The organism is Pilimelia terevasa, from assembly GCF_014647915.1.
Taxonomy (GTDB): domain Bacteria; phylum Actinomycetota; class Actinomycetes; order Mycobacteriales; family Micromonosporaceae; genus Pilimelia; species Pilimelia terevasa.
The window spans coordinates 16,995-40,940 of sequence record NZ_BMQC01000021.1; the positions used below are offsets into that span (position 1 = coordinate 16,995).

18 protein-coding genes are annotated in these 23,946 nt (G+C 77.4%); 10 read left to right on the forward strand and 8 right to left on the reverse strand.

Annotated elements, in window-relative coordinates:
• Positions 1–11: 11 nt before the first annotated feature.
• Positions 12–1,646 carry an ABC-F family ATP-binding cassette domain-containing protein gene (locus tag IEY75_RS19050; protein WP_189115756.1) on the forward strand — a complete coding sequence of 545 codons (1,635 nt, stop codon included), beginning with the start codon at positions 12–14 and terminating at the stop codon, positions 1,644–1,646.
• A gap of 27 nt (positions 1,647–1,673) precedes the next feature.
• Here the strand turns inward: IEY75_RS19050 and IEY75_RS19055 are convergent, their stop codons facing one another.
• Positions 1,674–3,374, reverse strand: a complete 1,701-nt coding sequence (locus tag IEY75_RS19055; RefSeq protein WP_189115757.1) for an alpha/beta hydrolase — start codon at positions 3,372–3,374, stop codon at positions 1,674–1,676.
• A gap of 194 nt (positions 3,375–3,568) precedes the next feature.
• On the opposite strand from IEY75_RS19055, the gene IEY75_RS19060 reads away from it, so the two are divergent.
• Complete coding sequence (locus tag IEY75_RS19060) at positions 3,569–3,832, forward strand: hypothetical protein (RefSeq protein ID WP_189115758.1); 264 nt, start codon at positions 3,569–3,571, stop codon at positions 3,830–3,832.
• 159 nt (positions 3,833–3,991) lie between these two features.
• Here the strand turns inward: IEY75_RS19060 and IEY75_RS19065 are convergent, their stop codons facing one another.
• Positions 3,992–4,834 (reverse strand): class II glutamine amidotransferase, encoded by an 843-nt coding sequence (locus IEY75_RS19065; protein WP_189115759.1) that lies wholly within the window; start codon positions 4,832–4,834, stop codon positions 3,992–3,994.
• A 166-nt stretch (positions 4,835–5,000) separates the two neighbouring features.
• On the opposite strand from IEY75_RS19065, the gene IEY75_RS19070 reads away from it, so the two are divergent.
• The 4 genes from IEY75_RS19070 to IEY75_RS19085 all read left to right on the forward strand — a co-directional run bounded on the left by IEY75_RS19070 (position 5,001) and on the right by IEY75_RS19085 (position 12,192).
• Positions 5,001–6,086 (forward strand): carboxylate-amine ligase, encoded by a 1,086-nt coding sequence (locus IEY75_RS19070; protein ID WP_189115760.1) that lies wholly within the window; start codon positions 5,001–5,003, stop codon positions 6,084–6,086.
• A gap of 13 nt (positions 6,087–6,099) precedes the next feature.
• Positions 6,100–6,501, forward strand: a complete 402-nt coding sequence (locus tag IEY75_RS19075) for a YbjQ family protein (protein ID WP_189115761.1) — start codon at positions 6,100–6,102, stop codon at positions 6,499–6,501.
• 88 nt (positions 6,502–6,589) lie between these two features.
• Complete coding sequence (locus tag IEY75_RS21345; protein WP_189115762.1) at positions 6,590–9,259, forward strand: winged helix-turn-helix domain-containing protein; 2,670 nt, start codon at positions 6,590–6,592, stop codon at positions 9,257–9,259.
• A gap of 230 nt (positions 9,260–9,489) precedes the next feature.
• Positions 9,490–12,192: a winged helix-turn-helix domain-containing protein gene (locus IEY75_RS19085; protein ID WP_189115763.1), complete on the forward strand. Its 2,703-nt coding sequence runs from the start codon at positions 9,490–9,492 to the stop codon at positions 12,190–12,192.
• Between the two features lie 32 nt (positions 12,193–12,224).
• Here IEY75_RS19085 and IEY75_RS19090 read toward each other — a convergent pair whose 3' ends face one another.
• The gene (locus tag IEY75_RS19090) at positions 12,225–12,476 is read right to left on the reverse strand and encodes a hypothetical protein (protein ID WP_189115764.1); all 252 of its coding nucleotides are present in this window, start codon (positions 12,474–12,476) and stop codon (positions 12,225–12,227) included.
• 339 nt (positions 12,477–12,815) lie between these two features.
• On the opposite strand from IEY75_RS19090, the gene IEY75_RS19095 reads away from it, so the two are divergent.
• Positions 12,816–13,799, forward strand: a complete 984-nt coding sequence (locus IEY75_RS19095; protein WP_229789909.1) for a formylglycine-generating enzyme family protein — start codon at positions 12,816–12,818, stop codon at positions 13,797–13,799.
• Between the two features lie 26 nt (positions 13,800–13,825).
• On the opposite strand, the gene IEY75_RS19100 is transcribed toward IEY75_RS19095, so the two are convergent.
• Together IEY75_RS19100 and IEY75_RS19105 are read right to left on the reverse strand one after the other, a co-directional pair.
• Positions 13,826–14,344 (reverse strand): hypothetical protein, encoded by a 519-nt coding sequence (locus IEY75_RS19100; RefSeq protein WP_189115765.1) that lies wholly within the window; start codon positions 14,342–14,344, stop codon positions 13,826–13,828.
• Positions 14,345–14,367: 23 nt separating this feature from the next.
• Complete coding sequence (locus tag IEY75_RS19105) at positions 14,368–14,874, reverse strand: DUF1269 domain-containing protein (protein ID WP_189115766.1); 507 nt, start codon at positions 14,872–14,874, stop codon at positions 14,368–14,370.
• A gap of 188 nt (positions 14,875–15,062) precedes the next feature.
• Here IEY75_RS19105 and IEY75_RS19110 point away from each other — a divergent pair, with 188 nt between their 5' ends.
• The gene (locus tag IEY75_RS19110; RefSeq protein ID WP_189115767.1) at positions 15,063–16,403 is read left to right on the forward strand and encodes a hypothetical protein; all 1,341 of its coding nucleotides are present in this window, start codon (positions 15,063–15,065) and stop codon (positions 16,401–16,403) included.
• A 46-nt stretch (positions 16,404–16,449) separates the two neighbouring features.
• On the opposite strand, the gene IEY75_RS21350 is transcribed toward IEY75_RS19110, so the two are convergent.
• Complete coding sequence (locus IEY75_RS21350; RefSeq protein ID WP_189115768.1) at positions 16,450–19,203, reverse strand: winged helix-turn-helix domain-containing protein; 2,754 nt, start codon at positions 19,201–19,203, stop codon at positions 16,450–16,452.
• 81 nt (positions 19,204–19,284) lie between these two features.
• The gene (locus tag IEY75_RS19120) at positions 19,285–19,746 is read right to left on the reverse strand and encodes a DUF7144 family membrane protein (RefSeq protein ID WP_189115769.1); all 462 of its coding nucleotides are present in this window, start codon (positions 19,744–19,746) and stop codon (positions 19,285–19,287) included.
• Between the two features lie 213 nt (positions 19,747–19,959).
• Between IEY75_RS19120 and IEY75_RS19125 the strand changes: the two genes are divergently transcribed.
• Positions 19,960–20,499, forward strand: coding sequence for a hypothetical protein (locus tag IEY75_RS19125; protein WP_189115770.1), 540 nt, complete (start codon positions 19,960–19,962; stop codon positions 20,497–20,499).
• A gap of 148 nt (positions 20,500–20,647) precedes the next feature.
• On the opposite strand, the gene IEY75_RS19130 is transcribed toward IEY75_RS19125, so the two are convergent.
• On the reverse strand, positions 20,648–23,338 hold the full coding sequence (locus IEY75_RS19130) for a winged helix-turn-helix domain-containing protein (protein WP_189115771.1): 2,691 nt from the start codon (positions 23,336–23,338) through the stop codon (positions 20,648–20,650).
• Between the two features lie 226 nt (positions 23,339–23,564).
• On the opposite strand from IEY75_RS19130, the gene IEY75_RS19135 reads away from it, so the two are divergent.
• Positions 23,565–23,939: an SHOCT domain-containing protein gene (locus tag IEY75_RS19135; protein WP_189115772.1), complete on the forward strand. Its 375-nt coding sequence runs from the start codon at positions 23,565–23,567 to the stop codon at positions 23,937–23,939.
• Positions 23,940–23,946: the final 7 nt, after the last annotated feature.

Sequence of the window (23,946 nt, forward strand, 5' to 3'; positions counted from 1 at the left end):
ATCCGGTCCTCATGAGCGCCACGATGATCGTCAAGGGCCTGGCCGCCGGCCACGGCGCCCGGGCCCTGTTCGCCGACCTGGACCTGGTCGTCGCCCCCGGCGACCGGATCGGGCTCGTCGGGGTCAACGGCGCCGGCAAGTCGACTCTGCTGCGCACCCTGGCCGGCCTGGTCCCGGTCGAGGCGGGCAGCGTCAGCCTCAGCCCGCCCCACGCCTCGGTCGGCTACCTGCCCCAGGAGCCGGACCGGCGGCCGGCGGAGACGGTCCGCGACTTCCTGGCCCGGCGCACGGGCGTGCGCGGCGCGCAGCGGGCGATGGACAGCGCCGCCGAGGCGCTCGGTGCCGGCGGCGCGGGCGCCGACGACGCGTACGCCGACGCGCTGGAGCGCTGGCTCGACCTCGGCGGCGCCGACCTCGACGAGCGCGCCGGGCAGGTCGCCGCCGAGCTGGGCCTGGGGGTGCGGCTGGACCAGCCGATGACCAGCCTGTCCGGCGGGCAGGCCGCCCGGGCCTCGATGGCGTCGCTGCTGCTCAGCCGGTACGACGTCTTCCTGCTGGACGAGCCCACCAACGACCTCGACCTGGCCGGCCTGGAACGGCTGGAGTCCTACGTGACCGGGCTGCGCGCCGGCACCCTGCTGGTCAGCCACGACCGCGAGTTCCTGGCCCGGACGGTGACCGGCGTGCTGGAGCTGGACCTGGCCCAGCAGCAGGTCCGCCGGTACGGCGGCGGCTACGGCGCGTACCTGCAGGAGCGCGAGCGCGCCCGCCGGCACGCCCGCGAGGAGTACGAGGAGTACGCCGACACCCGGGCCGGCCTGGAGGCGCGCGCGCGGATGCAGCGGGCGTGGGCCGACAAGGGCGTCCGCAACGCGGTGCGCAAGGCCACCGACGCCGACAAGAGCGTCATCCGGCACCGGGCCGAGGGCAGCGAGAAGCAGGCCGCCAAGGCCCGGCAGACCGACCGCATGATCGAGCGGCTGGAGGTGGTCGAGGAGCCCCGCAAGGAGTGGGAGCTGCAGATGACCATCGCGGCGGCGCCGCGCTCCGGCGCCGTCGTGGCCTCGATGCGCGGCGCGGTGGTCACCCGGGGCGGGTTCACCCTCGGGCCGGTGGACCTGCGGATCGACTGGGCCGACCGCGTGGCGATCACCGGCCCCAACGGCTCCGGCAAGTCGACGCTGCTCGGCGCGCTGCTCGGCCGGCTCCCGCTGGCCGCCGGCACGGCCGCGCTCGGCCCCGGCGTGGTCGTGGGCGAGATCGACCAGGCGCGCGGGGCGTTCCTCGGCGACGCGCCGATCGCGGACGCCTTCCGGGCCGCCGTCCCGGACCTGCCGCCGGCCGAGGTGCGCACGCTGCTGGCCAAGTTCGGCCTGCGCTCGGGGCACGTGCTGCGGCCGGCCGCGAGCCTGTCGCCGGGCGAGCGCACCCGGGCGGCCCTGGCGCTGCTCCAGGCCGCCGGGGTGAACCTGCTCGTGCTGGACGAGCCGACGAACCACCTGGACCTGCCGGCGATCGAGCAGCTCGAATCGGCGCTGTCCACCTACCCGGGCACGCTGCTGCTGGTCACCCACGACCGGCGGATGCTCGACGCGGTCGCCACCACCCGGCGGCTGGCGGTCGCCGACGGCCGGGTCAGCGGCTGACGCGGTCCCGGCCCCCGCTCCGGCGGGTCAGCCGCCCGCGATCAGCGCGGTGAGCGCCGCGGTCCGGGCCGGCGTCCAGCCCTCGGGCGGCGCGATCTGCGCCCACGCGGCCACCGGCGCCGTACCGTAGCCGTGCCCGTGGCCCGGGGGCACCCCGGTGGAGAAGGCCATGTCCGCGGTCACCTGCCAGAACGTCACGAACGGGTACCACCGCATACGGGGCGACACGTCGACGCCGCGCGGCTCGCGCAGCCAGTCGGGCCGGCTGACGATCAACTTCGGCGCCCACCACACGATCGGGTCCGACGGGTGCTGCAGGTACACCGCCCGCGGCGTGCCCCACCAGGTGCCGGGCTGGTCGAGGTCGACGGCGGGGTCGCGCGCGAACCGGATCGTGGCGCCCTGCTCGTAGCGGGGCAGGATCTCGGGGCTGCCCGGGTCGCGTGCGGCGACGTACCCGCGCCACAGCGCGTTGCGGTTCGGCGGCCCGACCAGCAGCATCCCGTCGACCCGGTTGCGGATGTCGTCGGCGCCCCCGAACGCCGACTCCGCGCCGAACGAGCCCAGGCTCTCGCCGAAGACCAGCAGCTTGGGCCGGCCGCTCAGCGGCATCCTCGACCAGACCCCGTACACCTGGTTGTACAGGTCGCGCCCGGCCTCCCGGGCGCGCTCCTTGTCGACCAGGAACGACAGCCAGCTCGGCTGGTACGAGTACTGGAGCGCCACCATCGCGGTGTTGCCGCGGTACATGTACTCCAGCGGCACCACCCCCTGCTCGTCGACCCAGCCGGTGCCGGTCGTGATGATCACGACCAGTACGTCGCGCTGGAACGCGCCGGTGCGCTGGAGGTCCCGGACGGCGAGCTGCGCGCGCTGCCGGGAGGTCGGCGCGGAGTCCAGCCCGGCGTAGACCCGGATGGGGCGGCGGGCGTCGGCCCCGGCGACCCGGCTCAGCTCCTGCGGCCCGGGTCCGCCCGTGACGAACTGCCGGCCCTGGTTGCCCAGCGACGCCCACGACACCAGCGAACCCGGGCCGCCGGAGCGCAGCGGCTCCTCCGGCGGCGCCGTGCCCGGCTCGGTCTCGTCGTTGACCGCGCGGAACGCGTTGTCCGTCACGGCGAAGAAGCTGTCAACCACGACCCCGTCGAGCAGGCCGAGCGCGAGCAGGGCCACCGCCAGCGCGGCGACCGTCCGGGCCGTGGCCGCGGGTACCCACCGGCCGAGCAGGCGGCCCGTCGCGCGCGCCGCGGCGCGCAGCATCCGCGCCAGGCCGACAAACGCGGCCGCGGTGACCGCCGCGAGGAGCAGGACGGCGAGGTAGCCGAACTGCGACGGGGCGGTCATCCCCATCAGGCGGTGCACCTCCTCCTGCCAGACCGACCCCTGGTAGAGGGCGACGCCCAGGACCGGTACGGCGGCGATTCCCAGCCAGCGCCACAGCACCGGGCGCGGGCCGGGCACCGGCCGGTCGGACAGGGTGCCCGCCAGCCAGACCAGCAGCACGCCGAGCCCGTAGCCGATGGCCGCGGTGATGCCGCTGACCAGCGACTGGAGGACGAGCCCGCGGGGCAGCAGCGACGGGGTCAGCGACAGGCAGAAGAAGACCAGCGCCCCCACCACGCCGACGAAGGTGTAGTGCCAGCGGTGCCGCAGCCGCCACCACCGGCCGCGCGCCGGCGGCTCGGGTGCTTCGGGCGGACCGGGTCGCTCCGGCTTCGTGGCTGTCATGCGCTCAGCGTCGCCGCCCGTCCGCCGCGGGGCGTCACCCCTGCCGGATGGCGGGCCGGACGGCCGGCGTCCCCGGCGTCGCGGCCAGACCATCCGACAGGGATGAGGGCGGCCCTTTCGGCACCGGCGGAGCATGGTGCGACGGGTACCGGCTCGCCACAGGGCAGCCCCGACCGCCGATCGGAGGCGTACTAGTGACGACGCGCGACACCGAGTTCGAGCTGATCCTGCGCGGGCGGGCGGACGCGCTGATGCTCGCGCTCATCGCCGAGTACGACCTCTCCGACACCGCGGCCGAGATGATCCTGCACAAGGTCGTCGTGAACCGCGGCACGCTCGACGGCCTCCTCGTGCGGGCGCAGGCCCTCGGCGTCGACATCGCCCGCCTCAGGATCCTCGAACCCCGGTCGCCGACGCTCAGCCTCGGCGAGCCCGGCGCGGCGCGGGCGAACGGGTAGGCCGCCCCGGCCACGCGGCGGCCTACCCGGTCCCGCCGTCTCGTCCCACGTCGATCCGGCACCCCGAGTGTCGGCGGCCGGGTCCCGCGGCGCCTCATCCGCGGGGAGTGACTCCACCCCGGCAGCGCGCGCCCCGGCAGCCGCCGGGGCGCGCGTCGGCTACTTCATCCCGGGCGTCGGCCGGAAGGGGCCCAGGATGTCGACCCCCTCGCGGACCACGCCGAACGAGGACTCCGGCACCGGGCGCCACGCCCCGCGCAGTGCGCCGACGGGCTCGGACACCACGACCCGCGTCTCGTCGGACAGCGCGCCCAGGCGCGCGTGCTCCGGGTACGTCGCGCGCACCGTGGCCATGTCGGCGCTGTAGTACAGCGACCGGCTGCGGCCCTCGCTGGAGTACCGGAAGATCCAGATGTCCCGGCCGTTGGTCGTCGCCACCGTCATCTGCAGCGGGTACGCGACCTCGTGGGCGCGCCCCGCCGCCTCGACGAACCCCGCCATCCGCTCCACCGCCGCCACCGGGTCGTCGTCCAGGCCGAACGTGAGCGCCAGGTAGAACATCAGCTCCGAGTCGGTCGAGCCCTCGATCCCCGCGTACAGCGCGGGGTCGACGCCCAGCACCAGCTCCCGCTTCAGCCGCTCGAAGCCCCGGATCGCGCCGTTGTGCATCCACAGCCACGGCCCGTGCCGGAAGGGGTGGCAGTTGGACTGCTGCACCGGCGTCCCCGTGCTGGCCCGGATGTGGGCCAGGAACAGCGGGGAGCGCACCGCCAGGGCCACCTCCCGCAGGTTGGCGTCGCTCCACGCGGGGCCGACCCCCCGCAGCACCGCCGGGGGCCGGCCCGCGCGGCCGTCATACCACCCCAGCCCGAAGCCGTCGCCGTTGGTCGTCTCGACCCCCTCGCGGCTGTGCAGCGCCTGGTCGATGAGCGAGTGTTCAGGACGGTAGAGCAGTTCGTCCGGCTCGATCGGTGAACCCGAGTACGCCAGCCATCGACACATCCCACTCCTCGTTTCCCCTGGCGGCGCGCGGCGACGCCGCGCGGCTCGACCCCGCCAGCGTCGCTCAGCCCGCGCGGGCGTACCTCATTCGCGGCGGACGAGGCGGCCGGCCCGCGCCGCCGCGAGGCTGGGCGACAGACATCCACCGACCGGACGGAGAAGCGTCATGCTCACCATGGGCGTCGAGGAAGAGTTCCTGCTGCTCGACCAGGACGGCGCGGTCGCACCGGTGGCCGAGGAGGCGGTGCGCCGCGGCGGGGCCGACGACGGCGAGCTCCAACCGGAGTTCATGTCGTACCAGTTGGAGACGGCGACCCCGGTGTGCCGGAGCCTCGACGAGCTGCACGCCCACCTGAGCCGGCTGCGTCGGCTCGCGGCGCGCGGCGCCGACCAGGCCGGCGCCCGGCTGGTGTCGGTCGGGGTGCCGCCGTTCCACAGTGGCGGGTACGACCAGGTGTCGGCCCAGCCGCGGTACCTCGAACTCGCCCGGCGGTACCCGTTCGGGCCGCGGATGGGCGCCGCCTGCGCCTGCCAGGTCCACGTCGGCGTACCCGACCCGGACCTGCGGGTCCAAGTGCTGGCCGGGCTGCGGCCCTGGCTGCCGACGCTGCTCGCGCTGACCGCCAACTCGGTGATCAGCCACGGGGCGGACACGGGGTGGAGCAGCGACCGGTACCGCTCCCTGCTGAAGTGGCCGAGCTTCCGGCCGCCCCGCCAGTGGCGCGGCCAGCGCGGCTACGACCGCGCCGTGCAGCGCCTCATCGACCGCGGCGCCGCCATGGACCCGGGCAGCGTCTACCTGCTGGCCCGGCTGTCCGCCCGCTACCCGACCGTGGAGGTGCGCGTCGCCGACGCCTGCCTGACGGTCGACGACACCGTGCTGCTGGCCGCCCTGGTGCGCGGGCTGGTCACGACCATCGTCGAGGAGCAGCACCAGCGGCCGGAGCCGCAACCCAAGCCGAAGCCGAAGCTCGACGAGCCCGGCGCCACGGTCCAGTCCGGACTCCTGCACGCCGCCCACTACGGCCTGGACGCCGGCGGCAAGCAGGTGGCGCTCGACCGGCTGTTCGCGCACATCAGCCCCACGCTCAGCACCGACGAGCGCCGCGACGTCGAACGGCGCCTGGACGTCGTGCGGCGGGAGGGCAACGGCGCGGACCGGCAGCGGGAACTGTGGGCCAGTACCGGCCGGCCGAGCGAATTCGTCGAGGCGCTGGCCGACCAAGCGCTGCCGGCGGACATCGCCGCCTGAGAAACAACAGCCCGTGAAGCAGCCGCCCGGCCCGGCCGGGCGCGTCGCCACCGAGGGAGTGACCGACATATTCGCGCTCACGATCAATACGGTTCCCGGTTTCGACATTCTGCGCGTCGTGGGGGAGGTACTCGGGACGACCGCCCGGAAGCAGAATCCGTTCATCGAGGGCATCAAGCGGGAAGCCGACGGCCCCGCGCTCCGGAAGTGGCGGGAGGACGCCATCGCGCGGATGGTGGCGCTCGCCTACGACCGGGGCGCCAATGCGGTCGTGGGCGTGCGGTTCGACCACCGCGAGATCGGGCCGGACTGGACCGAGATCTGCGCGTACGGCACCGCGGTGTTCATCGTGCCGGCCACGCAGGCGCCGATCGCACACGACCTGTTGATCGATGATCAAGCCCTAGCGGAATGAGGGGCGCACCGGCCCCTAGACTGAAAACGCCTACTCCTCACCAGAACAGATGGTCACCCCAGGTCAATCACCTACTGTGGACAGATAAATGATCGGGCTGAGCCCCGCTTCCGTCATTCCCGCCGATCTCCCGCGCGCCGTCGCCGGTGGCGGCGCGGCAGATTCCGCGACGCCGAATCTGCCGGCAATCAAGATCACGGTACCGCCGCTGCCGCCGACATACGGCACCCGCCGGCGGCTGGCGACGAGGTTCGCGGCCGTCGCGCGCCGCCGGGTGACCACGGTCCTCGGGCCGCCCGGGGCCGGCAAGACGTCCGCCGTCGCGCACTGGGTCCGCAGTGGACAGGCGCCGGGCCCCGTGGCGTGGCTGACCCTCGACGAGGAGGACAACACGCCGCAGCGCTTCTGGCCGCACGTGCTCGCCGCGCTGGCCGGCCACGCCCCCGGCGCCGCCCGGGCGCTGCCGCCCACCGGCCGGGTCGACGGGGCGATCGCCGGGCGGGTGGCCACCGCGCTCGGCCACCGCGCCACCCCGGTCGTGCTGGTCCTGGACCGCGTCGAGCTGATCACCGACCCGGCGCTCACCCACGAACTGGACCTGCTGGTGGCGTACGCGCGGTCCGGCCTGCGCCTGGTCCTGTGCGGCCGCGGCGGCAACGTGGGGTGGCTGCACCGGCACCGCCTGGCCGGCGACGTCGCGGAGATCAGCCCCGCCGACCTGGCGCTGGACGCCGACGAGGTACCGGAGATCCTGCGCGCCCACGGCGTGCCCGACCTGCCCGACGCGGACATCCGCGCCCTGCACGCGTGCACCGAGGGCTGGATGACCGGGGTGTGCCTGCACGCGCTCGCGCTGCGGTCCGGCGTGGGGCCGGCGGTCCTCCCCCACCCGCTCGGCCGGCAGGCGGTCACCGACTTCCTGCGCACCGAGGTGCTGGACGCCCAGCCCGCCCGGGTGCGCCACCTGCTCCTGCGGACCAGCCTGCTCGACCGGGTGGACCCCGGCCTGGCCGACCAGCTCACGGGCCGGTCGGACGCCCGGGCGATCCTCAGCCGGCTGGCCCGGGCGAACAGCTTCGTCGCCCACGCCGACGGGGCGCAGTTCCGGTACCGCGAGCCGCTGCGCACCATGCTGCTGGACGCTCTCGTCGGCAGCCGCCCCGACCTCGTCGCGCGACTGCACACCACCGCGGCCCGGTGGTACGCGCAGCGGGGCAGCCCCGCGACGGCGGTCGCCCACGCGGTGCGCGGCGGCGACTGGGAGTTCGCCACCGCGGTCGCGGTCGACCGGGTGGGGGTGGCGGCCCTGCTCGCGGCGCCCGGCGCGCGGCCGGTGCGCGAACGGCTGGCGGCGCTGCCCGACGCGGCGCGCGACACCGCCGCCGAACTGGTGCGCTGCGTCCTGGCGCTGGCCGGCCACGACGTCCCGCGGGCCGGGGCGGCGCTGGAGCGGGCCGGGCGGGCGGCCGGGGCCACGCCGCGCCGCCGCGCCGCCGTCGAGGTCGCGCGGGTCGCCGTGGCGCGGCTGACCGGGGACGGGGACGCGGCCGCCGCGGCGGCCGAACGATACGCGCAGGCGTCGCCGGAGGTCCGCGTGGACGCCGCGCGCACCCGACGCTTCCTCGACGCCAACCTCGGCGTGGCGCTGCTGTGGGCGGGCCGGCTCGACGCGGCCCGGGCCGCGCTCACCGGGGCGGCGGCGGCGCCGGTGGCCGGCGTCGAGTTCAGCGCCCACGACGCCCTCGGGCACCTCGGGCTGCTGAGCATGTACGAGGGGCGCACCACCGAGGCCGACGCGCTGGCCGGTCAGGCGATCGCGCTCGCCGAGCGCGCGGGCGTCCCGCCCGCCGAGCGGGTCGGGGCGGCGAGCGCGACCCTGGCGGCGACGGCGCTGGTCCGCAACGACCTGCCGGCGGCGCGGCAGCACGCCGCCGACTCGCTCGCGACCCTGACCGCGCGCACCGACCCGCCCACCGCGATGACGCTCGCGCTGATCCGCGCCTGGGTGGCCTGCGCGCGCCGCGACGGGGCGGCGGCGATCGCCGCCACCGGGGCGGCGCGGGCGCACCTGCGCCGCACCCGGCCGCCGCGGCTGATCAGCGACCGCATCGAACTCACCGCGCTGTGGGCCCACCTGATCGTGGGCGACCTCGCCGCGGCCCGCGGCTGCGTGGACCGGATCGGGGACCGGGCCGAGCGGACGGTCGCGGAGGGCTACCTGCTGGAGGCCCGCGGCGAGGTCGAGGCGGCGCGGGCGACGCTGGCCCGGGTCGCCGGGCCGGACGCCAGCCCCAGCGCCCTCCAGTACGCCGCCCTGGCGCTGGGCCGGCTCGCGGCGGCCACCGGCGACGTGCCGACCGCGACCCGGGCGCTGGGCGACGCGCTCGACTACGGCCGCCCGGACCGCCGGCGGCGCGCCGTGGCGGACTCGGGTACGTGGGCGCCGCCGCTGCTGCGGGGGAACGCGACGATCGCGCGGGACCACCCGTGGCTGACGGCGCGGGCGGCGGACGGCGCCCCGCCGGTCGCCGGTGGACTGCCGCAGCCGCTGACTGACCGGGAGGCGCAGGTGCTCCGGCACCTGTCCGAGGCCGTGGCGATCCGCGACATCGCCGGCACCATGGGCCTGTCGGTGAACACCGTGAAGACCCACCTCAAGAACATCTACCGCAAGCTGGGGGCGACCGGGCGCAGCGCCGCCGCCCGGCGCGCGCGGGAGCTGAACCTGATCGCGGGCGAGTGCGGCCCGAGGTCCTAGCGCCGGAGCGTGGCCGGTCAGGTCGGCGGCCACATTCACCCGTTACGGGTGAACGGGGAGGCGGCCTCCGCATTGACGCGCTCCGCACCCGGTCCCTATAAAGCTCGCATGGCGGTCGAAAACAGCGAACGGGGCGCGCCGATCGGCCGCTCCGCGCCGCATACCCGGTCCTCGCGTCGTCCCGCGACGCGCGCGGCCTGCCGACGCGGCGCGCACGCCGGGGCGGGGCGGTGAGCCGGCCGGCCGGCGACGACGCAGGCCCACCCGGCCCCAGCCGGGTCGGCGATCTGATCGCGGCGAAGCTCGCCGTCCCCAGCCTCCCCCGGGTGATGGTCGTCCGCGCCGCGCTGGCCGCGCGGCTCCGGGCGGCCGCGCACACCCCGGTGGTGGCGGTGACGGGCCCGGCCGGCTACGGCAAGACCGCGCTGGTCGCGCACTGGACCCGGACGGCGGGGGCCGCCACCCCGACCTCCTGGCTCAGCCTGGACGAGCGCGACAACGCACCGGCGACCTTCTGGGCCTACCTGCTCCAGGCGATCCGGGCCGGTCAGCCGCACCCGCCGACCGGGCTGGCGGTGCCGGACCGGATCGACCGGGCCGCGCTGCGGCGCCTCGCCGCCGACCTGGTCGCGGAACGCACCCGGCCGCTGACGGTGATCATCGACCGCGCGGAGGTCATCACCAACCGCACGGTCGCCGCGCAGCTCGACACGCTGCTCCGGTACGCGGCGCCGGGGCTTCGGCTCGTCGTCGTCGGGCGCAGCGCGCCGCTGCTGCCGCTGTACCGGTACCGGCTGGCCGGCGAGCTCGTCGAGATCCAGACCGAGGACCTGGCCCTCACCGCCGGGGAGACGGCGGACATCGTGGCCGCGCACGGGCTGGACCTGTCCCCGGCCGGTACCGCCGCCCTGCACGCCCGCACGGAAGGCTGGGTGACCGGGGTCTGCCTGCACGCGCTCGCCGCGCACGGCCGCGACCCCGCCCCGGGCAGCGCCCGCCGGGCCGGCGGACGGGCGATGGCCGACTACCTGCGCGGCGGGATCCTCGACGCGCAGCTCCCGCGCGCGCGGGAGGTCCTGCTGCGCACCAGCATCGTCGAGCGGATCGACGCCGATCTGGCGATCCGGCTCAGCGGCCGCGACGACGCGCGGGTCGTCCTGGACGAGCTGGCGCGCGCCAACGCCTTCGTCCAGACCGTCGACGACGGCGTGTTCCGCTGCCGGGCGCCGCTGCGGGCGATGCTGCGCGACGAACTGGCGACCTGGCACCCGGAGCTGGTCCGGCCGCTGCACCTGGAGGCCGCCCGCTGGTACCGGGAGCGGGGGAGGGTCGGCGAGTCCCTGGAGCACGCCACCCGGGTCGGGGCGTGGGCGTTCGCCGCGGACCTCGCCGTGGCCGACATCGGCGTACCCCGCCTGGTCTCGCCCGCCGCGGCGCCGTACCGGTCCGTGCTGGCCCGCCTGCCGGCCGACGAGGCGGCGGCCGCGGCGTGGGCGCTGCGGCCGGTCCTCGCGCTGGCCGCGGGCGACCTCGCGGCCGCGCGGGCGGCGGCCGCGGCCGCGCGGGACGGCCTGCGCGGCGACCCGCCCGGCAGCGGCGCCGCCCAGCTCGCGCTCCGCGTCGCCGAGGTCGTGCTGGCGCGCTATGCGGGCGACGCCGAGGCCGCCGGCCGGGCGGCGGCCGCCGTCGACGTGCTGCGCGGCCAACTGCCGCCGACGCCGGCCTGCGGCGCCGCGCAGCTCCGCGCGCTGCTGCTGTGCCACACCGGCGTCGCGGAGATGTGGAGCGGCCGGCTCGCCGAGGCGCGCGCCCTCCTCACGCAGGCGGCGGCCGCGGAGCCCGACGCGGCCCACCTGGCCCACGACGCGCTGGCGAACCTCGCGCTGCTGCACCTGGCCGACGGCACCCTGGAGCAGGTCGATGCGTACGCGCAGCAGGCGCTGGCCCTGGCCGACGCGGTCGACCTGGCGCCGGCCGCCCGCGCGGGGGCGGCCAGCGCGGCCCTGGCCGGGGTCGCGTTCCTGCGCAACGAGATGGCCCTCGTCAGCCAGCACCTGTCCCGCGCGGCGGCGACCACCACCGCGCAGGACGACCCGCCGACGGCCACGGCGCTGGCCCTGCTGCGCGCGCAGATCGCCGCGCGGCGCCGCGACATCCCGCGGGCCGTCGCCGCCCTCGCGGGCGCCCGCGCCAACCTGCGCCGCTGGCGCTCATCGGGACCGGCCAGCGACGCGGTCGACCTCACGGCGGCGCGGGTGCACCTGGTGCAGGGCGACGGGGCGGCGGCCCGACGGGAGCTGGAGACGGTGTCGGACGGCCCGGAGCGCACGCTCCTGCTGGCCTGCGCCCGGGCCGAGGAGGGTGACCCGGCGGGCGCCCGCCGCGCCCTGGTCGACCTGCGCGGCCTCGACGCCCGACCGCCGCTGCGGCAGATGATCGCCCTGACGTTCGGCCGCCTGGCGTTCGCGGCCGGCGACGTCGCCGCCGCGGCCCGGGCGCTGCGCGACGCCCTCGACTGCGGGCGGCCCGAGCAGCGCAGGCGCCCGGTCATCGAGGAGGGGGCCTGGGTCCGGCGGCTGATCCAGATCCGGCCCGACGTCCTGTCCGGACACGACTGGCTGGCCTTCCCCCGCCCGCGCCCGGCAGAGGACCCCGCTGCCGCGCCGGTCGTCGAGGAGCTCACCGACCGGGAGACCGAGGTGCTGGACCGGCTCGCGGCGGGGCTGTCCTCGGACGACATCGCCGACGACATGTACCTGTCGGTCAACACGGTGAAGACCCACCTGCGCAACATCTACCGCAAGCTCGGTACGCCGGGGCGCAGCGCGGCGGCCCGCCGGGCGCGCGAGCTGAACCTGCTGCCCCGCCAGCGGCGCGGGGAACCCGCGCCCCCGGCGTCCCGCGCGACGGGGACAGGGACGGCGAGCCGGTGACCCCGCCGCCCCCGCCCCGCTGCCGCCGCACCTCAGTCGGCGAGCCGGGCGAGTCGCACCAGGACGCCCGGGTCGTCGGCCGGCTGGCCGCCCACGCCGGCCCGCGCGGCGGCGCCGCGGCCGGTCGCGCCGGCCGGGGCCACCGCGCGGCGGCCGGGTGCCGCCGCGACGGGGCCGACGGCCATGGGGCCGGCGGCCAGCAGGTCGCGGCGCTTGGGGGTGCAGAGTCGAAGGACGTGCGGCGCCGCAGCAGGGGCCGGCGACCTGTCGGACAAGAGCATCATCGTTCCTCCTGGGTGATCGGTGTCGTAGGGGAATCCTGGCTCGCGGCCGGGCCGACAAACTCATCCGGAGAGGGTGGTCGCGGGCCGGTCCGGGTGACGCGGCGCGGGGCCGGCGACCGGGGCGGGTTCACGGCGCCGCGGGGAGCGCGGACGCGAGTAGGCCGCCGCGAAATCCGCGGCGGCCTACTCCTCCCCCGGCACCCCCCTTCCGGTACGTCGACTGTCCACCGGGCGGGGCGGCGGCGCCTCATCCGCCAGGGGCGAGAAGCGGCGGCGCGGCGGCCGGCTCACCCGGCGGGGGTGATGAGCCGGCCCTGCCCGCGGGCCGACCATGGACCCATGACGACTTCCCCCCTCGCCGCGAGCACCGTCACCGCCGACATGGTGTGGATACCGGGCGGGACCTACCTGATGGGCGCCGACGACCAGTACCCCGAGGAGGCGCCGGCGCACCCGGTGACCGTCCCCGGGTTCTGGATCGACCGGCACCCGGTCACCAACCGCGACTTCGACGACTTCGTCCGGGCGACGGGTTACCGGACCCTCGCCGAGCGGACCCCGGAGCGGGGTGCGCCCGGGGCGGCCGCGGCCCTGCACGTCCCCGGCTCCGCGGTCTTCGTCGCGCCGGACCCCTCCGCGGGCGCCCACCTGGACGACCTCAGCCGGTGGTGGCGCTACGTCCCCGGGGCGGACTGGCGGCACCCGGGCGGCCCGGGCTCCTCGGCCGCGGCGATCCCCGACCACCCGGTGGTACACCTGGCGTGGGCCGACGTAGCCGCCTTCGCCATGCTGACGGGCAAGCACGTGCCCACGGAGGCCGAGTGGGAGTTCGCCGCCCGCGGCGGCCTGGACGGGGCCACCTACGCCTGGGGCGAGGAGTTCACCGCCGACGGGGTCCACCTGGCCAACACCTGGCAGGGCGAGTTCCCGGTCGAGAACACCGCCGCCGACGGCTTCGTGGGGACGTCGCCGGTGGGGGTGTTCCCGCCGAACGGCCACGGCCTGTACGACATGATCGGCAACGTGTGGGAGTGGACCGCGGACTGGTACGCGGGCCACGAGCCGCCCCGCGGCTGCTGCGCGGTGCGCGACCCGCGCGGCGGGCACCAGGCCGGCAGCCGCGACGCGGCGCACCCGGAGGACCCGGTGCCCCGCAAGGTGCTCAAGGGCGGCTCCCACCTGTGCGCGCCGAACTACTGCCGCCGCTACCGGCCGGCGGCGCGGATGCCGCACGCGGTCGACACGTCGACGTCGAACCTCGGCTTCCGCTGCGTGGTGCGGCCCGGCCACCCCGCGGAGGGTGACCGGGCCGCTACGGGGTGACCCGCGCGCAGGCGCCGGGCGGGCCGCTAGGCCGCCGCCGCCGGGTCGAACCGGCGCCGCGGCGTCCCCGCGGCGTGCCGGGCCATCGGGGCGAGCGGCCGGACACCGCCGCCCTCCGGCGCCGGACGCGGCGGCCGCGGCTCCGCCGTCGGGGCGTCGCGGCGCCAGCTCCCGGTGGCGGCCGCGGCCGCCGCGAGCGCCGCGTCCGCCAGGCGGTGCCCGCCGCCCGGTCCGTCCTCCGGCCCGCGGCGCACCACCCGGGCGACCGTGGCGACCGCCGCCGCGGCCGCCAGCCCGACGACGACGCCGGCCGTCGCGTACTCCATCGGCGGGCGGGCGCTGGCGTAGTAGCGACCCCGGTAGACGCGCATGGCCACGTACGCCCGCCGGCCCGAGTCGACCGCGCCCTCCCAGGTCCGCCAGCCGATGTCCAGGGCGTGGTTGGCCACGCCCCGCCCCGCCGCGTACAGGCCCTCACCGGCGTGGCCGGCGGCCGTCTCCACCGCGGCGGCGAGCCCGCGGAACGCGCTCCGCCGCCTTCTCATCCGCATCATCGTCAGGACCCCGTTCACCGCGCTCCGGCGGCCACAGGCTGGCCGTGCAGGGACTGCTGCAGCTCGGCCTCGACCTCCTTGGACAGCGAGGAGGTCAGCACGGTGCCGCCGAACCGGCTGAGCTGCGCGACGGCCTTGTCCGGCGTGGCGCGCTCGATCACGAGGAACAGCGCCGAGGTACCGGGCTCCATCATCTCCTGTACGCGGCTCTCGAACTCCCGGTCGGTCACCCCCTTGCTCATCTTGCCCATCAGGGCGCCGAGTCCCACTCCGACGGCCATGCCGAGGAACGGCACGAAGAAGAGCATTCCGAACAGGAACCCCCAGAACATTCCCCACATGCTGCCCTCGCCGACCTCGTGGTGGCTCGTCGTCACGTGGAACTTGCCTTCCCGGTCACGGACGATGCTCGCGATAGCGTCCGGCTCGATGATGAGGTCCTTCGCCAGGCGGCGTGCCTCCTCGGCGGCCAGGGCTGCGGTGTGCTCGTCGGTGTATCCGATGGCGACCAGCGTTGCCATTGTCTGCCCTTCCCTTCGCGGTTCGGCGCGTCCTGTGCGGCACGCGCCGACGTCACTCCATTGGGCGCCGCCGGCCCGCCGGCGGGCATCATCCCGGCCGGGTGAGCCAGCCGGCAGGCCCCGCGGGGAGGGTGGTGGCAATCGCGGGCGGGGCGCGGACTCCGCGCCCCCGAGTCCAGGGAGTGCCCATGTCCAGTCCCCGCACGACACCGGCCGACGCGGAGGCGGCGCGGCTGCGCGACGAGGTGGCGGCGCTGCGCGGCCGGCTCGACGACCGGCGGCGCCGCGCCGCCCTGCGCGCGGCGGCGCGGCGGGCCGCGGCCGCGGTGCTCGCCCCGGTGGTGGCGCTGGCCGTCGTGGCCGGCACGGTCGGCCTGTGGGCGGCCGCGACGGCCCTCGACACCGACCGCTGGGTGCGGGCGGTGGCCCCGCTGCCCCAACAGCCGGCCGTCGCCGCCGCGGTGTCCCGGTACGCCACCGACCAGCTCTTCGACGTCCTGGACGTGGAGCGGCGGCTGCGCGCCGTGCTGCCCGACCAGGCGGCCTTCGCCGCCGGCCCGCTGACCTCGCAGGTGCGCCAGTCCGTCGCCGGGACGGTCGACAAGGTGGTGGGCGGCGAAGCATTCCAGCGGATCTGGGTGGAGGCGAACCGCCGGCTGCACCGCCAGGCCGTCGCGGTCCTCGACGGTACGAGCACGGTCGTGACGGCGGGCGACGGGCACGTGCGGATCGACCTGCTGCCGTTGATCAACCAGGTCCTGCGGCAGCTCAGCGCGCAGATGCCGACCCTGTTCGGCCGCCGGCTCTCGCTGCCGGACCTGACCAGCGGCCAGATACCGGACAACCTGCGGCGCCGGGTCGAGGCCGCGCTCGGCGTGACGCTGCCGGCGAACTTCGCCCAGTTCACCGTGTACGACGGGGGCCGGCTGCGCGCCGCGCAGGAGGCCGTGGTGGTGCTGCGCCGCTCCGTCGCCGGGCTGGCCGCCGCCGCGGTCGGGCTGCTCGCCCTCGCGCTGCTGGTCTCCCCCGGCCGGCGCCGGACGCTCGCGCAGCTCGGCATCTGGCTGGTGCTGGCCGCTGTGGCGGTGACCGCCGCCCTGCGCGCCGCCCGGGGGGAGCTGCTGGCGGCCGTCCCGGCCGGGACGTACCGCGACGGCGTGGCCGCGGCGACCAGCACGGTGACCGCCCTGCTGCGCACCCGCGGCGAACAGCTCGTCTGGCTGGGTGCCGGCCTGACGGTGGTCATGTACCTGGTCGGCCCCGGCCGCCTGCCGACGTGGCTGCGGCGCGCGGTGGCCCGGGGCGGGCGGGCGGTCGCCCGCGGTACCCGCAGCGCCGGCCGCGCGCTGGCCGGCCGCGGGCCGGCGTGGGTCCGGCGCCACCTCGACGCGCTGCGGGTCGCGGGCGTCGTCGCGGCCGCGGCGGCCGCGCTGCTGCTCGGCTCCTGGCCGGCGCTGCTCGCGGTGGCCGTCCTGCTGGCCGGCTACGAGGCGGCCGTCACACTCGTCGGGCGCGGCGCCCGCGCCTGACCCGGCGGCGGGCCGCGGCGGGACGCGGCGCACGGGGCGCGGGGCGTCAGGGCAGGATGCTCAGCGCGCGCGCCCGTTCGACCGCGTCCCGCCGCCGCGACACGTCGAGCTTGCGGTAGATCGAGCGGAGGTGGGCCTTCACGGTGTTCACCGACACGTGCAGCTCCTCGGCGATCTCGGCGACGGTGAACATCGTCGGCAGGTGCCGCACGACGTCGCGCTCGCGCTCGCTCAGCTCCGTGCCGGCGGGCGCGGTGCCCCCGGCGGCCGGCCGCGTCGCCGCCAGGGCCGCCACCAGCTCGGCGGCGAAGTCGTGGCCGTCGGCGCGCCGGAGCAGGTACGGCTCCAGCACCGCCAGGGCGTCGCGCCGGTCGAGGTTGAGGAACGGGCGGCGCAGGCCGTCGGACAGGGCCAGCTCCACGCCGTTGGCGATGGCGCGCACCGCCGCGCCGACGCGCCGCCGCCGCTGGGCGAGCTGGGCGCTGACGACCCACGCCTCCACCGTGGCCACCATGTCCGTCGCGGCGGCGAGCACCGGGGCCAGCAGCCCCTCGGCCCGGCTCGTCTGGCCCAGCGCGGCCGCCGCGCGCGCCAGGCACACCCGCTCGCGCTGACCCAGGCCGCGCCGCCCGGCCGCCACGAGGACCGCGGCCGCGCGCCCGGGTTCCCCGGTGCCCAGGAGCAGCTCCGCCTCGACCTGCGTCAGCCACCGTTCGAGCAGCCGGGGCAGGGGCGTGCCGGCGGCCTCGTGGCGGGTCCGCGCGATCGCGGTCCGCGCCGCCGCCCACTCCTGCCGGGCCAGCAGCAGTCGGATCCGGGCGACCCGCAGCGCGGTGCGCAGGGTCGGCTCGGGGGCGTCGCGGTGCGCCTGGGCACCCCGCTGGAGCGCGCTGTCGGCCTCGGCGAGCCGGTGCTGCTCGACCGCGGTCAGGGCCACGGCGAGGTGCCCCGGTACCGCGTGCCGCGCGGCGGCGGGCCCGTGCCGGTCGGCGAGGTCGTCGGCGGCGTCGGCCTGGTACCGGCTCTCCCCCGGCGCGCCCTGGGCGTACCCGACCACGGCCAGGTGGCCCACCGCGTCGACCTCCAGCAGGTCGAGGTCCGCGGAGCGCGCCGTCATCGCCGCCGACCACAGGTACCGGTCCGCCCGCCCGAGGTCGTCGCTCCACAGCAGGCTGATGCCGCGGTTGTGGAGGGTGATCGCCCGGTGCTGCGCGGTCGACGGCAGTCGCCGCGGCCCCGTGTCGGCCAGCCGGCCGAGCAGGTCCGTGGCGGCGGACCCCAGCGCCCGCATGTCGCCCCGGCGGCGCGCCAGCTCCACCTCCAGGCCGCGGACCGCCATCTCGACGGCCGCGCGCTCGGCGGGCGCCCGGGCCGCGACGAGGCGCCGGGCGTCGGCGAGCCACGGCGCGACCGCGTCCGGGTCGCCCGCGTGGAAGGCGCGCAGCGCGCCGCAGACCATCAGCTCCGGGGTCGCCGGCAACTGCGCGGCCGGTATCCGGGCCAGCACGGCGGCGGGCGCCGGGCCGTCGCCGGGGCCGCCGTCGGCGGCCGACCCGTCGGCGGTCAGCAGCAGGGACAGTGCCGGCGTGGCCACCACGAGCCGCCCGACGAACGGCCAGTCGCCCGCGGCGGCGGCGTGCGCCAGCGCCGCCCGGTGGTCGGCGCCGCGGGCGAACCACGCGGCCGCGCGGCGGTGCAGCCGGGGCAGCGCGGCGGCCTCCTCCACGGCGAGCCGGTGGCGCAGCAGGTCGCGCAGCAGCGGGTGGTAGCGGTACCAGCCGGGGTGCCCGGGTACGGCCGTGACGAGCGCGTTGGCGCGCTGGAGCTGTTCGAGCACCGCCTGTCCGGCGCCGCCGCCCACGACGGCGTCCGCCAGCTCGCCGCTGACGCGGCCCGCGATGCTGGTGTACAGCAGGAAGCGGCGCACCGCGGGCGGCTGCCCGGCCAGCACCTCGCCGGTCAGGTACGCGGCCACCGCCGCGCGGTCGCCCGCGAAGCTTTCGATGTCGCGGCGCCCCGGCCCGCGCAGGTGCCGGGCGGCGAGGGTCAGGCCCACGGCCCAGCCCTCGGTACGGCCGGCGAGCGCGCGCAGCTCGCGGGGGCCGGCGGGGACCCCGTGCAGCGCGAGCAGGTCCGCCGCCTCCTCGTCGGTGAACGCCAGGGCGTCGGCGGTGATCTCGTCGAGCAGGCCGTCCGCGCGCAGCCGGTGCAGCGGGAGCGCCGGGTCGGCACGCGCGGCCAGGACCAGCCGCAGCCCGTCGGGCACGCACCGCAGCAGCACGCCCACCGCGGCGAGCACGCCCGGGTCCGCCGCCGCGTCCACGTTGTCCAGCACCAGGGCCACCGGCGGGGACAGCCGCTCGGTCGCCGCGATGATGCGGCGCACCTGCGCCGCGTCCCCGGCGGCGGGGCCGGCCGGTGCGGGGACGTCCGCCACCCCGGCCCGGCGCAGGGCGGCCGCGACGTCCGACCAGAACCGGGCGGCGGTGCCGCCGTCGCGGTCCAGGTTCAGCCAGGCGACCGGTCCCGGCGCCCGGCCCGTGGCGGCCCACTCCGCGAGCAGCGCGGTCTTCCCGCTGCCGGCGGCCGCGCTGAGCAGGGTGACCGGGCGCCGGAGCGCGGCGTCCAGCGCGCGCACCAGCCGCGGCCGCGGCAGGTGCGGCTCGGGCAGGCGCGGCCGGCCGAACCGGCCGCCGGACGCGCCGGCCGGCGGCGGCGCCGGACGCGGCCCGCCGGGGTGCGCCCCGGTGACCGGCCCGCCGCAGACCTGACCGGCCGGTGTGGCCACGCGCTCGTACACCCTGGCTCCTCCTTCGCCCAGCACCGGACCACCGGGACGCGGAGCCGCCCGCGCTCGGGCGGCTCCGCGTCGCGGGCGCGGTCAGCGGTACGGGTTGCGCATCTCCCGCCCGTGCGTGGCGAGGGCGTACACGGTCAGCACGTCGAGGGCGATGACGATGACCGACCACAGCGGGTACGCCGCGAGGAACGCCAGGTTCACCGCCGCGCTGAGCACGGCGACGCAGATGCCCACCACCCGGGCCCACGTGCGGCCCGACAGCACGCCGATTCCGGTGGCGAACGCCAGGGCGCCGAAGACGAGGTGGACCCAGCCCCAGACCGTGTAGTCGAGGGTCACCGCCAGGCCGCCGCCGGTGACCAGGTAGTAGCCCGGGTCGAAGACCGCGACCAGGCCCATGATCGCGTGGAACGCCCCCAGCATCAGGAACAGCGCTCCGGCGAACACCATGAGGCCGACCCAGCCCGAGGATTGTCGCTCGACCGGGTTGACGTAGCTCGCGTCGAAGCGCCCGGTCGTCTGCATGTTCCGCGTGTCCGTCATGTCCAGCTTCCCCATCGCGTCGGTGTTGGTCCGCATTCGCCTCCAGCAAACGCCGCGCCGGTCCGGGGGGCGTCACCCCGGACGGATGAGCCGCCCCCGGCCCCGCACCCGCCCGCCGCGGGCGCGGTCACTCCGGCCGGAGGAGGTCGGCGCGACACCCCCCGGCCGATGCTGGAGGGGTACGGACCGCCTACAGCAAACGAGGAGGAGAGCATGGCCATCGGGCCCGTCCAGCTCGTCGTACTGGGATTCAGACACCCGAAGTTCACCGGGGAGGTCATCGCGGAACTGGAACGCCTGCGCGAGAACAACGCCGTGCGCGTCATCGACGCGCTGGCCGTCTACAAGGACGCGACCGGACACGTGGAGGTCGAGCACCTGAGCAACCTCACGACCGAGGAGGCGATAGAACTGGGTACGAAGGTCGGGGCGCTCGTCGGCCTCGGCGTCGACGGCGAGGAGGGGGCGCGGGCCGGCGCCCGGGCCGGGGGCGAGGCGGCCGCGGCCGGCGCCACCGTCTTCGACGAGAAGCAGGCGTGGGACGTCGTCGGCGACATGCCCGACGACTCCGCCGCGGCGCTGCTGCTGCTGGAGCACCACTGGGCGGTACCGCTGCGCGACGCCATCGCCCACGCCGGCGGCTGGCGCGTGGACGACGCGTTCGTCAGCCCGGTCGACCTCGTCGAGATCGGACTGCTCAACGCCGACGACGCGGCACGGCTGAACCAGTTCGAGACCGCCGGCGCGCGGTAGAAGGGAGGAGCGACATGTTCGGCACTCGCAGGATCGCCCGGCGCAGCGGACGCCGGGCCGCGCGGCGCGCGGCGCGCCGCCGTAGCTGAGTGAGGCGGTGGTGTCGCCGGCCCGCGCGGGCCGGCGACACCACCGCTTCCGTGTGCGGTCAGAGCAGGCCCAGCTCGCGGGCGCGGCGGACCGCCTCGGTGCGCCGGGAGGCCGAGAGCTTGCGCAGGATGCTGCGCACGTGGGTCTTGACCGTGTTGACCGACACGTACAGCGCACCGGCAATCTCCTCCGTGGGCAGCATCGCCTCGACGTGGCGCAGTACCTCCAGTTCCCGCCCGCTCAGCTTCTCCACCGGCGCCGCGCGCGGCCGGGGCGCGCGGGCCGGCCGCGCGCGGTCGGCGGCCGGGGCGCCGCGGCGCCCCGCCGGCACCCCGTCGCGCATCAGCCGGCGTAGCTGCGGCCCCGCCTCGTGGAGCTGCCGCCGCAGCGCCTCGGGCTCGGCCAGGCGCAGCGCCCGCCGCAGCGCCCCCGAGGCCGCCTCGGCGTCGCCGTCGTCGGCGGCCAGGCCCGCCAGGGTCAGCCAGCCGTCGAGCCGCACCGGCACGACGGCCCCCGCCACGTCGACCGCCGCCGCGGCCAGGCGGCGCGCACCGTCCCGGTCGCCGCCCACCCGCAGCGCCCCGGCCCGGACGACGGCGCAGTCCGGCAGCTCGGGGCCCGGCAGCCCGGCGACCGTCGCCGCGGCCTCGTCCCCCCGGCCCGCCGCGGCCAGGATCCTGGCCCGGCTCAGCGCCGCCTCCCGCCGCGCCCACTGCGGCACCGCGGACCCGCCCAGGCCCGCCAGCGCCGCCAGCGCCTCCCGCGGCTCGCCCCGCGCGCGCAGCAGCCGCGACCGCACCAGCGCGGCCGCGGCGGCCGCGGCGCCCGCGCGCGGCGCGCGGCAGAGGGGCTCGGCCGCGCGCAGGTGGCGCCAGCCGCGCTCGACGTCGTACCGCTCCGTCGCCACCCAGGCACGCACCACCTCGGCCGTCGCCGCCCCGTCGTCGGCCGCGTCCGGCGGCGTCGGGGCCGCCGTGTCCGCGGGTAGTCCCGCCGCCTCGTCGACCAGCGCGGCGGCCCGGCTCAGGTGCCCCCGGTGGGCGTGCAGCAGGGCCAGGTCGCGCAGGCAGCCGGGGCGCAGCGCCGGCCAGGCCCCGGCGGCGGCCGCGGCGTCGGTCAGCGTCGCGGCCGCCTCGTCGGCCGCGCCCGTCCAGCTCTGCGCCGTGCCCGTCAGCAGGAGCGCGAACGCGCGCACCTCCTCGCGCCGCTCGCGCGCGGCGGGGGACAGCTCGGCGAGCAGCACCCGCATCCGCCCCGCGGCCGCCTGCATCCCCGGCGCGTCCCCCGCGGCGCGGGCGAGCAGGCCGTGCAGCGCCGCCGCGCAGATCCGCCGCGACGGCGTGGCGCCGGTACCGGTCATCGACCGCTCGGCCGCCGCGAGCCGGTCGGCGGCCGCGTCGGTCTCGGCGCGGGCGTACGCGAGCGCGGCGGCCGTGAGCGCGGCGGCAGGGCCGGGGGCGTCGGCCGGCAGGTCGCGGAACAGGTCGGCGAGGCGGTCGCCGGGGCCGCCGGTGAGCAGGCGCAGGACGGCGCAGCTCTCGACGGCGAGGTCGGCGGCGGCGTCCCAGTCGCCCGCGGCGACCGCGTGGCCGACCGCGTCCAGCGGCCGGCCGTCGGCGGCGAGCCGCCCCGCCGCGCGCCGGTGCAGCTCGGGCACCCGGCCCGGCTGGTCGCCCGCGAGGACGGTGCGCAGCAGCTCGGCGAACAGGCCGTGGTAGCGGTACGCGGGCGGCTGCTCGGTGACCACCTCGACGAACGCGTTCTGCCGGGCCAGCTCGGCGAGGAGCCGCTGCGCGTCGGGCCGGTCGGTGAGCAGCCGGGCCAGCTCCGGGGTCACGGTCTCCAGGATGCTGGTCCGCAGCAGGAAGTCCCGGACGTCGCGGCCCTGGGCCCGCAGCACCTCCCGGACGAAGTACTCGGCGACGCCGGCCTCGTCGCCGCGCAGCGTCGGCGGGGCGCCGTCGGCCCCCGGGCGGCCCTGCCACGCCATCGCGAACAGCCGCAGGCCGACCGCCCACCCCTCGGTGCGCCGCACCGCGTCCGCCAGTCCGTCGGGCGCGAGGGCGATCCCGTGCCGGGCGAGCAGCTCCCCCGCCTCGGGCCCGGTGAACGCCAGGTCGCCGCCGCGGACCTCGCTGAGCGTCCCCGCCACCCGGTAGCGGTGCAGCGGCAGCGGCGGGTCGGACCGTCCGATCAAGACGAGGCGCAGCAGCCCGGCCGCGTGCCGGACGAGGAAGTCCAGCTCGTCGGCCCAGGTGCTGCCCGGGACGGTGCACGCGCCGTCGAGGACGAGGGTGACCGGCCGCGGCTGGCCGGAGAGGTCGGCGGCCAGCCGCGCCATGGCCGTCGGCTGGCCGTGCGCGGTGCCGACCAGGTCCATCGGCGTGCGGCGCAGCGTCAGCCCGGACCGCCGCAGGCTCTCCACCAGGTAGGTCCAGAAGACGACCGGGTGGTCGTCCTCCTGCTCGAACGTCACCCACGCCGCGGGGTGGCCGCCCGCCCCGGCCCGCACCCAGGCCGCGACGGCCTCGGTCTTGCCGCTGCCGGCGGGTCCGGTCACCACGGTGACCGGATTGCGCACGCAGCGGCCGAGCCGCTCCGCCAGGCGGATCCGTGCGACCGGGAGCCGCGGCGGCCCCGGCACGGCGAACTTGGACGGCAGGACGGGCTGCCCGCCGGCCATGGTCAGTTCCGCGGCCGGCTCCAGCCGGTCCGTGAAGGGAATCGAGAGCGGAAGCGTACTAGTCACGACAGACCCCGAATGGTCGGAAACAAGCGATCGAGGTCAGCCTGGCCTTTTTCCCGCATCCGCGCATCGCCCGAATCGGGCGAGAAGGCGCGCATGGCGCGGACGGCAACAGGCTATTCATCTCACCCGATAAGGATGACGTCGGTCTCTGCGCCGCGGCCGAGCATGGGTGGGACCGCGTCCACACGCGACAGCGGCTCCACCCTCACACATTCGGGAGACTGCCATGTACTGGACGTTCGGAAACTTCCTCTGGGCGACGATCGCGTTCTTCTTCTGGGTGACCGTCATCTGGATGTTCATCGCGCTCTTCGCCGACATCGTCCGCCGCGACGACCTGTCCGGCTGGGCGAAGGCGGGCTGGATCGCCCTGATGGTCCTGCTGCCCCTGATCGGCATCCTCATCTACCTCGTCGTCGCCACGCCGAAGGAGCCCGCTGTCGGCGCCGGTGACCACGCGGGCTACGCCGACGCCGACCGGGGCGCCGCGACGGGCCGGCGGCCGGCCGACGAGATCGCCGCCGCCGCCGAACTGCACGACCGCGGCCGGATCTCGGCCGACGAGTTCGCCCAGCTCAAGCGGCGGGCGCTGCGCCGCTGAGCGGCTG